A 13,061-nucleotide genomic window follows, 5' to 3' on the forward strand; every position below is an offset into this window, starting at 1 on the left:
GCGATGGGATTGCCGCTTCTGAGCTTCATAATTTTCACGCCCGTCGCCGGGGCAGCGGTTCTGATGTTTCTCCGCGGCGACGATGCGGTGCGCTGGACAGCGCTGGGTGTCACAATCCTTGACCTCGCCCTCTGCATCGCCATGCTGGCCGGATTCGACACCACGACCCACGAGATGCAGTTCACAGAGAAGCGCCCTTGGGTGCCCGCGCTCGGGATCACTTATGCGCTTGGTATCGACGGGATAAGCGCGCTCTTCGTGTTCCTGACCGCGTTGCTGGGTTCGATCTGTGTGCTCGCCTCGTGGGTTGCGATCGACCGCAAGGTCAAGGCGTTCATGGTCAGTCTGCTCTCCATGCAGGCGCTGATGCTGGGGGTGTTCTGCGCGCTCGACCTGTTCTTGTTCTACGTTTTCTGGGAAGCGATGCTGATCCCGATGTACCTGATCATCGGCGTCTGGGGTGGCGAAGGCCGGATCTATGCGGCGTTCAAGTTCTTCCTCTACACGCTGGCGGGCAGCCTCCTGTTCCTCATCGGTGTCATCGTGCTCTATTTCAACGGCGGCGAGACCTTCGACATCCTCGCGCTGACAGCGCAGGATTTGCCGTTCCCGGTCCAGTCCTGGCTGTTCTTCGCCTTCCTGATCGCCTTCGCCGTCAAAGTGCCGATGGTGCCGGTCCATACCTGGCTGCCGGACGCCCATGTACAAGCGCCGACCGCGGGCAGCATCATCCTGGCGGGCGTACTCCTGAAGATGGGCGCCTATGGGTTCCTGCGGTTCTCGCTGCCGATGCTGCCGGAGGCGTCGGTGTATTATTCGACGCTGATGCTTTCGCTTTCGGCGCTTGCGATCGTCTATGGCGGGTTGCTTGCGCTGGCGCAGGACGACCTGAAGAAGCTGGTGGCCTATTCCAGCATCAGCCACATGGGCTTCGTGACGCTGGGGATTTTTGCATTGAACCTGCGCGGGCTCGAGGGCGGCATCCTGCAAATGTTCAATCATGGCGTAACGACGGGCGCCCTGTTCCTGTTCGTCGGCCTGATTTACGAGCGGACACATACGCGCAGCATCGCCGAATATGGCGGGTTGATGAAGGCAGCACCCGTCTACACAGCGTTTCTCGCGCTGTTCACCCTATCGTCAATGGCGCTGCCGGGAACGAATTCGTTCATTGGCGAATTGCTGGTGTTGTCCGGCGGGTTTGCGGCCAACCTGGCCATCGGCGCGGCGGCCGTTTTGGGCGCGTTGCTGGGCGCGGCCTATCTGCTTGGCATGTACAGGAAAGTCGCGCTCGGTCCCGCCAGCGTCGGCGCCCGGTTCAAGATATGCGACGTGAACGCCCGCGAGATGGCAGCGATCCTGCCGCTGGCCGTGTTAGTGCTGTGGGTCGGGCTCTATCCGAAACCCTTTCTCGGCATCATCGACGTCTCGGTGAAGCATCTGCTGGCTCAGGTGCACGATAAGGGGAGCGGCCCATGACCGCCGCAGCACTTTTCCAGTCGGCTCTCGCAAGCCTGCCCGAGATCGTGGTGATCACTGGAGCCTGCATCCTGCTGATCCTGGGACAGCTTGTGCGCAGGGGGCAGGAATATTTCCTGGTCTGGGCTTCCGTCGCGATCGTGCTGATTGCCGCCTTGGCGACACTCATTCTTTCGAGCGAGGTGCGGCCGGCCTATACGGGCATGTTCGTCGCCGACCGCTTCGCGGTCTTCTTCAAGTTCGTGTTCTACCTGGCCACCATCCTGACATTCCTCCTTTCGCGAAAATATGCGGATATCGAGGGGATCGGGAGCAGCGAATACTATGTCCTGCTGCTCTTTGCGCTTTCGGGAATGATGATCATGGCCTCGGCGACCGATCTCCTCTCGATCTATGTGGGCCTCGAACTGATGGTGCTCTGCACCTATGTGCTGACCGGATTCCTGCGGCGAGAGCGGCGGTCAAACGAAGCGGCGCTGAAATACGTGATCCTTGGCGCGGTCTCGACCGGGATTTTCCTTTACGGCGTTTCGCTGGTCTACGGGCTCACCGGCACGACGCAGCTGGACGGGATGGCTGCGGCGGTCACCGGCGATCCGCTCGATCCCGGATTGCTGCTGGCGGTGGTCTTCATCGTCGCGGGGCTGGTCTTCAAGGTCGGCGCGGTGCCGTTCCATATGTGGTTGCCGGACGTCTATGAAGGCGCGCCGACGACGATCACCGCCTTCATGTCAGTCGGCCCCAAGGCGGCGGGGTTCGCAGTGATCCTGAGGGTGTTCCTCAACCCGCTGGTAGCAGCCTCGGACGTTTGGATCATCGTCGCGGTCATTGCCGTGGTCACGATGGCGCTCGGCAGTTTCGTGGCGCTGGTGCAGGATAATTTCAAGCGGCTCCTCGCTTATTCCAGCATCGCCCATGCCGGGTTCGCCCTTTTCGGCGTGGTGGCCGGCGGTGCCGACGGGATCGCCAGCGTGATGCTCTACCTGCTGATATACTCTTTGATGAATCTCGGCATTTTCGCTACTGTCATCATGATGCGGAACGGCAATTTCTCGGGCGAGGTTATCGAAGACTACTCGGGTTTCGCCAAGTCCCGTCCCGGGCTCGCGCTTCTGATGCTGCTCTATCTGTTCTCGCTCGCCGGCATTCCGCCAACGGCCGGGTTCTTCGCCAAGTTCTACGTGCTGGTCGCGCTCGTCGAGCGAGGGTTCGTCATGCTGGCGGTGATCGCAGTGCTGCTGAGTGCTGTTGCCGCCTACTTTTATATCCGCATCGTCATGGTGATCTACATGCGCGAGCCGGAAAGGACGTTCGACCCGGCGCTGACGCCCTTGGTGCGCGCGACGCTCGCCTTCACTGCTGCGGGCACCATCGGCATCGGCCTGTTCCCCGCCTGGTTTTTAAGACTTGCCCAGCATTCCGTGTTGGCGGCTGACCGATTGAATTTGCAATGATCTGTCCGACGGAATAAACTCAAAGCTCAAGAAAGGATTGCCCAAGTTGCTTCCCGGGGCGACTGCATTACGGTCCTGAACAGGACGGTCGCGGCCTGAGGAAAGCAGTCAGTGGGTAACCGGTGCAGTGCGATATGGCTGCGATGGAATTCTTGCCGGTTCTTTTTATGATCGTCGGAGTCGTTCTGGTGACGGGCGCGACGCTTTTTGTCTCTTCGCTGCTGCGTCCGTCCAATCCCTATCCCGAAAAGAACATGCCTTATGAGTGCGGCATGGACGCCGCGGGTGAGGCCGCCGCGGGGCGCTTCAGAGTGCCGTTCTTTATCCTTGCGATCCTGCTGGTCGTCTTCGATGTCGAGACGATGTTCCTCTTTCCCTGGGCCGCCGTCCTGAAAGACATCGGGCTGGTCGGCTTTGTCGAGATGTTCGTCTTCATAGTGCTGCTTCTTGTGGGCTTCGCCTATGCCTGGCTGAAGGGAGCACTCGAATGGGAGGCGTAAACAACGCGATCCGCGACAGCGTGCTGTTCACCACGGCCGAGAGCGTTATCAACTGGAGCCGGAGCTCGGCGCTGTGGCCCGAGACCTTCGGAATTGCCTGCTGCGCCATCGAGATGATCTCGGCGGGGTGCGCCCGCTATGATCTCGACCGGTTCGGCGTGGTGTTCCGGCCTTCGCCGCGCCAGTCCGATGTGATGATCATCGCCGGCACAGTAACGCGGAAGTTCGCGCCCGTGGTGCGCCGCCTCTATGACCAGATGCCGGAGCCCCGCTGGGTCATCGCCATGGGCACCTGCGCCATCTCGGGCGGGGTCTACAACACCTACGCGGTGGTGCAGGGAGCGGAAACCTTCGTGCCGGTGGACGTGCATGTGCCCGGCTGCCCGCCGCGGCCCGAGGCGCTGATGCATGGATTCCTGCTACTTCAGGAGAAGATCAAAAAATCCCGAGCACTGGCCGGGACTCCTCTGGGTCGGGTTGCAGCGTCATGAGTGTGGAGACGCCCCTCATCCGCACTACGATCACGGAGCGTTTCGGCGAGGCAATCGACGATCTTGGCTTCGCGCATGGTGTATATGCCTTCGCCGCTCCGCCTGACATGATCGTCGAGCTTTGCCGGTTTCTGAAGGAACACCCGGCGTTGCGGTTCAACTTCCTGTCGGACATCTGCGGGGTCGATCATTATCCTGAGATGCCACGCTACGAGACGGTGTACCACCTCTATTCGCTACCGAACAAATTGCGCGTTCGCATCAAATGCCGCCTCGCCGATCCGCCGCGGGTCCCGTCGGTGACGGGGATCTGGCGAACCGCCAATTGGCATGAGCGAGAAGCCTGGGATATGTACGGGATCAGGTTCGAGGGCCACCCCGATTTGCGCCGGATCTACATGTGGGAAGGGTTCGAGGGCTTCCCACAGCGCAAGGATTTTCCGCTCCGTGGCTACAAGGACAAGCTGAACCCGTTTGGCGCCGAAGGCACGCCACCGACGCAGCCCGACCTCGCCACCAAGAACATTCCATAAGGGAGGCCGCTCCACGCCGGGAACTTAAAATGACCGAAGTCACCGAACTGATCAGGCCGCAAGGCGAAGCGTTCGACACCAAGGAGGTGCTTCTCAATCTCGGCCCCCAGCACCCCAGCACGCATGGGGTTCTTCGGCTCGTCCTGGAATTGGACGGCGAGTACGTCAAGCGCGTGGACCCACACATCGGCTACCTCCATCGCGGCACCGAAAAACTGGCGGAGAGCTTCACCTACACCCAGATTTTTCCGCTCACCGACCGGCTCGACTACCTCTGTCCACCGTCGAACAACCTCGCCTTCGCGCTGGCGGTGGAGAAACTCCTCGGCATAGAAGCACCGATCCGCGCACAATATATCCGCGTGATGATGGCCGAGCTGGCGCGGATCTCCGGCCATGTCTTGATCACCGGCGCGCTGCCGATGGACCTCGGCGCCATGACCGCCTTGCTTTACGCCATGCGGGAGCGCGAAATGATCATGGACCTCCTGGAAATGATCAGCGGTGCACGCATGCACACGTCCTTCTGCAGGGTTGGCGGAGTGCGCGAGGACCTGCCTGACGGTTTCCTTCCCAAGATCAGGGAGTTCTGCGACATCTTCCCGAACCGGATCCGCGACTATGAGCGGTTGCTCGAAAACAACCGGGTGTTCCTGAAGCGCACGCAGGGGATCGGCGTGATCTCCGCCGAGGACGCCATCGATCTTGGCCTGAGCGGTCCGAACCTGCGCGCTTCGGGCGTCGACTGGGACATCCGTCGCGACGAGCCCTATGAGATCTATGACCGGCTCGACTTCAACGTCATCACGCGCGACGAGGGCGACTGCTATGCGCGCTGGCAATGTCGGGTCGAGGAAATGCGCGAGAGCGTCCGGATCATCGAGCAATGCCTCGACCAGATGCCCGAGGGGCCGTTCCAGATCGACATGCCAACAATCGCCTTCCCGGTGGACAAGGACAAGGTGCATTGCTCGATGGAAGCACTGATCCAGCATTTCGACCTGTCGGCCTATGGCTTCAAGGTGCCGAAGGGCGAGGTCTATTCGGCGATCGAGGCGCCAAAGGGCGAGCTTGGCTTCTATATCATCAGCGACGGGTCGCCAAAACCATTCCGCATGAAGGTGCGGGCACCCTCGTTCGTCAACCTTCAGGGACTGTTCGGGGTGACCAACGCCCGCTATCTGGCGGACATGATCGCCGTGCTCGGCAGTCTCGACCCAGTGATGGCGGAGGTGGACAAGTAGCAGGGATTTGAATGCAATGACCATGCGCGAAAAGATAAAAGAGGCAGCGGCGCGGTATCCCGACCAGCGCTCGGCGATCATGCCCGCGCTTCTGATYGCGCAGAGGGAGCATGGCCATCTGCCTGGTCAGGTGCTGGAAGAAGTCGCCGACATTCTCGGAGTCGAACGGATCTGGGTCTACGAGCTGGCGACCTTTTATACGCTCTTCCATACCGAGCCGGTGGGCATGTTCCACCTGCAACTCTGTGACAATGTTTCCTGCATGCTGTGCGGAGCCGAGGACCTGCTGAAGCATCTGGAAACGGCGCTGGCGATCAGGAAGGGCGACACCACGCCGGACGGGCTGTTCACGCTTTCCTCCGTCGAGTGCCTCGGTGCCTGCGAGATGGCTCCGGTGATGCAGGTCGGCGACGATTACCATGGTGCCCTTGATGTCGCGCGGATAGATGCACTTTTGGGCAACCTGCGGGCTACGACGGAACGGGTCGCGAGCATCGAGCCCTCTGCGCGACCGCAGGGAGAGTAGCGCGATGTTCGAGCCGGTTCTCCTCAAGAATGTCGCCGTGCCGGACAGTCACCAGCTGTCGACCTACGAGGCTGGCGGCGGCTACCAGGCACTGGCCAAGGCGCTGCGCGAATACACGCCTGACGAGGTTGTTAACCTCGTCAAACAGTCCAACCTGCGCGGTCGCGGCGGTGCCGGATTCCCGACGGGCATGAAATGGAGTTTCGTGCCGAAGCAGGTCGACAAGCCGAAATATCTTTGCTGCAACGCCGATGAGGGCGAGCCAGGCACCTTCAAGGACCGGATCATCATGGAGCGCGATCCGCATCAACTCATCGAGGGGCTGGCGGTAAGCGCCTATGCGATTGGGGCCAAAACTGCCTATGTCTACATCCGCGGAGAATATGTGACGGCGATCCGTCGCCTGGAGCAGGCGATCGCCGAGGCACACGAAAAGGGTTATCTGGGAACGGGCATTCTGGGCTCGAATTTCGATTTCGCCGTCCACATCCACTGCGGCGCAGGCGCCTATATCTGCGGCGAGGAGACTGCGATGCTCGAGTCGCTCGAGGGCAAGCGGGCGCAGCCGCGATTGAAGCCGCCGTTTCCGGCCGTGGCCGGGCTCTACGCCAGCCCGACTGTGATCAACAATGTCGAGACGCTGGCCTGCGTGCCGCATATCGTGGCGCGGGGCGCGGACTGGTTCCGCGGCATCGGCCCGGACAAGAGCCCCGGCCCGAAGCTCTACTGCCTCAGCGGGCAGGTGCGCAAACCCGGCCTCTACGAGTTGCCGATGGGCACACCGCTGCGCGAGCTGGTCGAGGAACATGCCGGCGGGGCGTTGCCGGGACGCAAGATCAAGGCGGTGATCCCGGGCGGAGTCTCAGCGCCGGTCATCCCTGAGCACGGGCTGGACGTGAGGATGGATTTTGACTCGCTGGCTGCCGCCGGCTCGATGCTCGGTTCGGCTGGCGTTATCGTGATCGACGATAGCACCTGCATGGTCAAGGTCGCCACCAGGATCATCGAGTTCTTCCACCATGAGTCCTGCGGCAAGTGCACGCCCTGCCGGGAAGGATTGAACTGGGTCGTGAAGGTCCTGCGCCGGGTTGAAGGCGGGCATGGCGTACCCGGCGATCTGGAGCAGTTGGAGATGCTCTGCAAGGGCATTTTCGGCAATACGTTTTGTGCCTTGGGTGACGGTGCAGCGATGGGATTGCGTGCAGCACTCGCGCATTTCCGAGATGAATTCGTCGCCCATGTCGAGGAGCGGAGGTGCCCGTTTCACTGAAGAAGTGTGCTGGATCAGGGTTGTGAGGAAACCATGCTTAAAGTCACGATCGACGAACAAACGCTGGAAGTTGAGGCTGGCTCGACAGTACTGCAGGCCGCCCAGCGTTTGGGCATCGACGTCCCGACCTTCTGCTATCTGAAGCGGCTGCCGCCGCTGGCTTCGTGCCGCATGTGCCTGGTGGAGATCGAGGGCGTGCGGCGGTTGCAGCCGTCCTGCGCCACTGCGGCCACCGATGGCATGGTCGTGCGGACGAACACGCCTCTGATCGAGGAAACGCGCTCTTCCATGCTCGACATGCTGCTCGCCAACCACCCCCTCGACTGCCCGATCTGCGACAAGGGCGGCGAATGCGAGCTTCAGGACATGGTAATGGCCTACGGGCCCCGCGAAAGCCAATTCCGCGATGAAAAACGTGTGTTCCACTCCGAGGACATTCGTCTGAGCCCGGTCATCATCATGAACGTCAACCGCTGCATCCAGTGCCAGCGCTGCGTCCGGATGTGTGAGGAGGTCGTCGGTGCGGTGGCGCTAGGCACCGTCGAAAAAGGCATGGATACCGCCGTCACCGGCTTCGAGGGCAGTCTGGCGAGTTGCGACCAGTGCGGCAATTGCGTCGAGGTCTGCCCGGTCGGCGCGCTGATGAGCTTCCCCTACCGCTACAAGGCGCGCCCCTGGGATCTCGTAGAGACCGACACGGTCTGCCCGCATTGTGGCACCGGTTGCCAGCTGACGGTGGGCACGCGCAAGGGCGAGTTCATGCGGGTGCGCTCGAAGTGGGACGAAGGTGTCAACCACGAAACTCTCTGCGTGCGAGGACGCTTCGGCCTCGATTTCGTTGCAAGTCGGGACCGGATCAAGCAGCCAATGATCCGTCAGGATGGCGCCCTGGTTCCGGTTTCCTGGGACGAAGCGGGGGACTATCTGCGTCGGCGACTGTTGGCCGTCGAGAGCAAGGATGCCGGCGGGCTGGCCTCCCCTCGCCTGCCCAACGAGGTGCTTTATCAGTTCCAGAAGCTGATGCGAACGGTATTCCGGACCAACAACATTGATTGTTCGTCACGCTGGGCCGCGCCCTTCGATACGCTCGGCCCGCTACTGGGAACTTTCTACAGCCGCACGCCGCTGGACGACGTAATCGGCAACGACTGCGTGCTCGTCGTCGGAGGCAATATAACCGAGGAGAACCCGGTCACCGAATACCTGCTGCGGGACGGGGCGCGGCGGCGGCAGACCGGATTGCTCATGCTATCGGCGCGGCCATCGCGTCTGGACGCCGATGCCAGGGTGGTGGTTCGTGTGCCTCCGGGCGGAGAAGCGGCAAGCCTTGCGGCGGTGGTGGCCGGTCTTGTGGCGGCAGCTGGTCAGGCCTTGCCGGGCGGCTCTTTTGCGGACATCGACAGGCCGGCGGCGGGCGCCGGCAGTGACGGGCCGGATCGCCTGGCCGCCGCGCTCAAGGAAGGCCGCAGCGTCACCGTGCTTGTCAGCGTCGACCTCCTGAGATCACCCGAAGCGCGCGCGACGCTGCAGCAGCTCAACAACCTGCTGCACGTTCTCCGCCTGCTCGGCAAAGGCCCGGCGATGCAGTTTCTCTTCGACCGTGCCAACCAGATGGGCGCCTGGGACATGGGGGTCCTGCCGGCGGCTCTGCCGGGGCTGCGGGCGGTCGCCGATGACGCGGCGCGCGCAACTCTTGCGCGAAACTGGGGCGCCGAAATCCCGTCTGAACCCGGCGCGGATCTCGACGCCATGCTGGACCTCTGTGTCGGTGGGCGGATGGGCGCGCTCTACATCGTCGGAACCGACCCCCTGGTCGCCTATCCCGACCGGAACTTTGTGACGCGGGCGCTTGGCGCCGCCGATCTCCTGATCGTGCAGGACGCGTTCCTCACGGATACGGCGGGCATGGCCGAGGTCGTCTTGCCCGCGGCGGGCTACGGCGAGGAATCCGGAACGTTCACCAACAACGAGGGTCGGATCCAGAATGTTCGCAAATTCCGTGAGCCCGTTTTCGAGGCGCGAGGCAATCTGGCGATTGTCGACTTCGTCGCGGCGCTACGCAACCAGGCGCTGCGGCCATCGACGCAACCCGAAATTTTCGACGAGATTGCCCGGCTGGTTCCGGCCTATCAGGGGTTGACGCAGGACGGGCTTGGCGCCGACGGCGCTTTCACCAAGGCGGTGCCAACACTATCGGCTGGCATGCTCCCTGCGCCGCCGCCCGTCCCGACAGCAGCCGACCGGCTCATGCTGATCACCGGCGACTGCCTGTTCCACAACGGATATCTTTCCGAACGGTCGGACATCCTGAACACGGTCGCCAACGATCCCTATGTCGCGATGAGCGCGCAGGATACCGCGGAGCTTGGCCTTTCGGATGGCGATCAGGTAATCGTGCGTTCCGGCCAGGGCGAACTGACGGCGCAGCTCAAGGTCGACAGGCAGTTTCCCAAGGGCCTCGTCTTCGTTCCGGAAAACTATAGAGCCTTGCGTCTCAACAGCCTGCTGCGGCGGGGCGAATATCCATGCGCGGTGGAAGTTCAGAAGGCGCACGCCACTCTTGAGGTCGACCGCCCAGGCCGGATCTGGCGTGGGGTCTGAAGATTTGGGGTCGGGGCACCGCAAGGCTCTGCGGCAAGCTGCCCGCCCCGGCGTCTTCAGTGATACCTGGTCCCGCATATGTAATCCTGCAGATCCTGCTCTGTACGCTGCGCTTCGTCGAGCCTGTGTTTAACCACGTCGCCGATGCTGACCACGCCGACAACGTCGCCTCCATCCGTGACCAGCACATGGCGTGTACGCCGCTGGGTCATGATCCCCATCGCGACGGGCAGCAAATCCTGTGTCGAACACGTCGCCACATTGCGGTTCATGATGTCCGCGACCCGCTTTGCCGCCGCCTCGGCCCCGTATTCCGCCACCGCATTGCAGCAGTCCCGCTCCGACAGCGTACCGAGGTATTTGCCGTTCGATCGCCTGACGACGACGAAGCCGATATTGTTGTCTCGAAACAGCCGCAGTACCTCCACCATCGTCTGATYGGGGGCAACTGCGATGACCCCGACACCCTTGTTTTTCATGATTTCACCGACAAACATCTGAGCCTCTCTTTCCGAGCGTTTCGGTTTGACAGCTGGCGCGCGTTCATGTTCGCCGGATATTCCGCCACCAGTTGTAGCCCTGCGTCTCTTTCGTCTCGACAAGTACGTCCTTCTTCGTATTCAGGCGCGCGGCAACCACGCCGCCGCCGGTTGCCGCCTTACCCGGCTTGGCGAGCAGATCATCGCGCCCGATCACCAGGTCAGCTGAGGAAAAACTCGAGAATTCGTATTGTTGGCCAAGCGCGATCGCGTCCGCCGGGCAGGCGTCCTCGCACAGCCCGCAGAACAGGCAGCGGGCCGTGTCGATCTCGAATTTGGCCGGGTGCCGCTTGCCCTTCTCGTCCTCGTAGGGGACGACTTCGATACAGTCGCAGGGACAGATCCGCGCGCAGAGTTCGCAGRCCACGCACTTGATCTCGCCCTCTTCATCACGCGTCAGGAAGTGATGCCCGCGATAGCGGGAGTAGGGCAGCCACTTTTCCTTGTCCGGATATTGCATGGTCACGGATCTGGAGAACATGTAGCCGAAGGTCAGAGCCAAGGCGCTCGCCAGATCGGCAAAGAACGCCCAACCAATCCATGTTCCAACTCTGTCCTGCGCGCGCGACATCGCCGCCTCGCTACGGAGCCGCTACGACCCCTAAAAGTACACCGGTTATAATTATGTTCGCCATTGAAAGAGGAAGCAAGACTTTCCATCCGATCGCCATCAGTTGGTCGTAGCGGTAGCGGGGGAAAGTGAAGCGGAACCAGATAAACACATAGACGAAGAACGCGATCTTGAGCACAAACCACAGGAGCGGTGGCAAGGGAATCAGAACTCCGTTCCAACCGCCGAAGAACAGGATCACCACCAGGACCGACACAAGCAATACGATGGCATATTCGCTGACCATGAAGAAGGCAAAGCGGATACCGCTGTATTCGGTATGGAACCCGGCCCCCAGATCACCCTCCGCCTCCGCCAGGTCGAAGGGAATGCGCTGCGCTTCGGCGAGCCCGGCGACGAAGAACACGAAGAATCCGACCGGTTGGTAGACGATGTTCCAGACATCGGCCTGCGCCCGCACGATCTCGAGCAGGCTCATGGATTGCGCCAGCATGACCACGCCGATGACCGCGAACCCCATCGGGATCTCGTAGCTGATCATCTGCGCGCAGGTCCTGAGGCTGCCCAGAACAGCGTACTTGCTGTTGGAGGCCCAGCCGCCGAAGATGACGCCATAAACCTCGATCCCGATCACCGAGAAAACAAAAAGGAGCGCCACATTCATGTTGGAGACGTAGAGCGTGATCTCGTGGCCGAGCACCGAGACAGTTTCGCCGAAGGGGATCGCGACGAACACCACAAAGGGCGGGGCGAGCGCCAGGATTGGCGCCAGTTTGAACAGGAACCGGTCGGCCTCGGCCGGGATATGATCCTCTTTGGTCAGGAGCTTGATTCCGTCCGCCACCGGCTGCAACAGCCCGTGCCATCCCACGCGCATCGGCCCCATCCGCTGCTGCATGTGCCCGGCGATCTTGCGTTCCAGCCAGGTTAGCGGCAAGGGTAGCAACAGCAGGATCGCAATCAGCATCGCGACCTTCAAGACGATCAGGCCAAGGGCGACGATAAGTTCCATGATCCCGGCTACTTATTCATCGGGTTGAAGCGCACGACCGTACTTTGGCTCCGGCTATACAATGAGCACTGCGCGCACTTGTCAGACTACATGGTACAACGGCGACGCACCTCATACAATGCCGTCGCAGTTATGTCGTCGCTGGCTATGATGTGTCCGGGCTCAGGACGTTTTGAGACGAGTGGTTTCGCTGTGCAAGATGAAAGCTTCGCGTTTCCGCCGGTTGCAAGCTGGCGTCCGGGGAGCTGGACACACAGCAGAAACGCAAAAAGCTCCTCGAGGGTTATGTCGAGGAAGCGACTTGCATGGGCAAATTTGCAAGTATCGTTGGTTGCGGGGGCAGGATTTGTAGTTTTCTGTCCCGCTGCGTCGGCTTGGCCTTCTTGCCGGCCCCTGAAGAGGCGTTAACSTCGCCYCGTTACCAAACGCAMAAAGCCCGCACGAGGCGGGCTTTTGAATATTGTCTTATGTATTTTGGTTGCGGGGGCAGAATTTGAACCGTCCTTCGGACCCTTCAGGTTATGGTCCGCAGGACGATGAGCTACCATCGCCAGGGAAAGCGAAGCTTTTCCGCCAGCGATAAGAAGGTATTTGCTGATCTTCAGAGAGGGATTTGGTTGCGGGTGACCTTGCCCCGTTGAAATAATCCATTTTGAAGTAAGCTCTGGCCCATTGAGAGGACCAGGGAATGAAGCGCAATCGTTTCACAGACGAACAGATCATCGGCATTCTGAAGGAGCACGAGGCTGGCGCGCCGGTCTCGGAGCTTTGCCGCAAGCACGGCGTCAGCGATGCCAGCATCTATAAATGGAAAGCCAAGTTCGGCGGCATGGACGTATCC

General features: G+C 61.3%; 13 protein-coding genes. 10 read left to right on the forward strand and 3 right to left on the reverse strand.

The window, feature by feature from the left end:
• Positions 1-3: 3 nt before the first annotated feature.
• The 9 genes from AC1D1Z_RS12220 (at position 4) to nuoG (ending at position 10,098) form a co-directional block, all read left to right on the forward strand.
• The gene (locus tag AC1D1Z_RS12220) at positions 4-1,479 is read left to right on the forward strand and encodes an NADH-quinone oxidoreductase subunit M (RefSeq protein ID WP_131647343.1); all 1,476 of its coding nucleotides are present in this window, start codon (positions 4-6) and stop codon (positions 1,477-1,479) included.
• Entirely contained in the window at positions 1,476-2,933 is a 1,458-nt protein-coding gene (locus tag AC1D1Z_RS12225) for an NADH-quinone oxidoreductase subunit N (RefSeq protein ID WP_018446420.1), read from the forward strand. The genes AC1D1Z_RS12220 and AC1D1Z_RS12225 overlap by 4 nt, the downstream gene beginning before the upstream one ends.
• A 134-nt stretch (positions 2,934-3,067) precedes the next feature.
• Positions 3,068-3,433, forward strand: coding sequence for an NADH-quinone oxidoreductase subunit A (locus tag AC1D1Z_RS12230; RefSeq protein WP_018243731.1), 366 nt, complete (start codon positions 3,068-3,070; stop codon positions 3,431-3,433).
• Positions 3,421-3,924 (forward strand): NuoB/complex I 20 kDa subunit family protein, encoded by a 504-nt coding sequence (locus AC1D1Z_RS12235; protein ID WP_018446419.1) that lies wholly within the window; start codon positions 3,421-3,423, stop codon positions 3,922-3,924. Before AC1D1Z_RS12230 ends, AC1D1Z_RS12235 begins: the two co-directional genes overlap by 13 nt.
• Positions 3,921-4,457 (forward strand): NADH-quinone oxidoreductase subunit C, encoded by a 537-nt coding sequence (locus tag AC1D1Z_RS12240; protein ID WP_112905351.1) that lies wholly within the window; start codon positions 3,921-3,923, stop codon positions 4,455-4,457. The genes AC1D1Z_RS12235 and AC1D1Z_RS12240 overlap by 4 nt, the downstream gene beginning before the upstream one ends.
• A gap of 29 nt (positions 4,458-4,486) precedes the next feature.
• Complete coding sequence (nuoD, locus tag AC1D1Z_RS12245) at positions 4,487-5,701, forward strand: NADH dehydrogenase (quinone) subunit D (protein ID WP_018243733.1); 1,215 nt, start codon at positions 4,487-4,489, stop codon at positions 5,699-5,701.
• A gap of 16 nt (positions 5,702-5,717) precedes the next feature.
• Complete coding sequence (gene nuoE, locus AC1D1Z_RS12250; RefSeq protein WP_131647346.1) at positions 5,718-6,227, forward strand: NADH-quinone oxidoreductase subunit NuoE; 510 nt, start codon at positions 5,718-5,720, stop codon at positions 6,225-6,227.
• A gap of 4 nt (positions 6,228-6,231) precedes the next feature.
• Positions 6,232-7,497, forward strand: coding sequence for an NADH-quinone oxidoreductase subunit NuoF (nuoF, locus tag AC1D1Z_RS12255; protein ID WP_131647347.1), 1,266 nt, complete (start codon positions 6,232-6,234; stop codon positions 7,495-7,497).
• A gap of 33 nt (positions 7,498-7,530) precedes the next feature.
• Positions 7,531-10,098, forward strand: a complete 2,568-nt coding sequence (gene nuoG, locus AC1D1Z_RS12260) for an NADH-quinone oxidoreductase subunit NuoG (RefSeq protein ID WP_131647349.1) — start codon at positions 7,531-7,533, stop codon at positions 10,096-10,098.
• A 56-nt stretch (positions 10,099-10,154) separates the two neighbouring features.
• On the opposite strand, the gene AC1D1Z_RS12265 is transcribed toward nuoG, so the two are convergent.
• Genes AC1D1Z_RS12265 through nuoH form a run of 3 tightly spaced genes read right to left on the reverse strand, consistent with a single transcriptional unit; the run spans position 10,155 to position 12,220 of the window.
• Positions 10,155-10,595 (reverse strand): CBS domain-containing protein, encoded by a 441-nt coding sequence (locus AC1D1Z_RS12265; RefSeq protein ID WP_477850641.1) that lies wholly within the window; start codon positions 10,593-10,595, stop codon positions 10,155-10,157.
• Between the two features lie 46 nt (positions 10,596-10,641).
• Positions 10,642-11,208, reverse strand: coding sequence for an NADH-quinone oxidoreductase subunit I (locus AC1D1Z_RS12270; RefSeq protein ID WP_477850643.1), 567 nt, complete (start codon positions 11,206-11,208; stop codon positions 10,642-10,644).
• 10 nt (positions 11,209-11,218) lie between these two features.
• The gene (nuoH, locus tag AC1D1Z_RS12275; RefSeq protein WP_131647348.1) at positions 11,219-12,220 is read right to left on the reverse strand and encodes an NADH-quinone oxidoreductase subunit NuoH; all 1,002 of its coding nucleotides are present in this window, start codon (positions 12,218-12,220) and stop codon (positions 11,219-11,221) included.
• 688 nt (positions 12,221-12,908) lie between these two features.
• Here nuoH and AC1D1Z_RS12280 point away from each other — a divergent pair.
• Positions 12,909-13,061 (forward strand): transposase (locus AC1D1Z_RS12280; RefSeq protein WP_477850646.1); only part of this gene is annotated, 153 nt, incomplete at its 3' end.

Source organism: Rhizobium sp. P1_E1, from assembly GCF_056406015.1.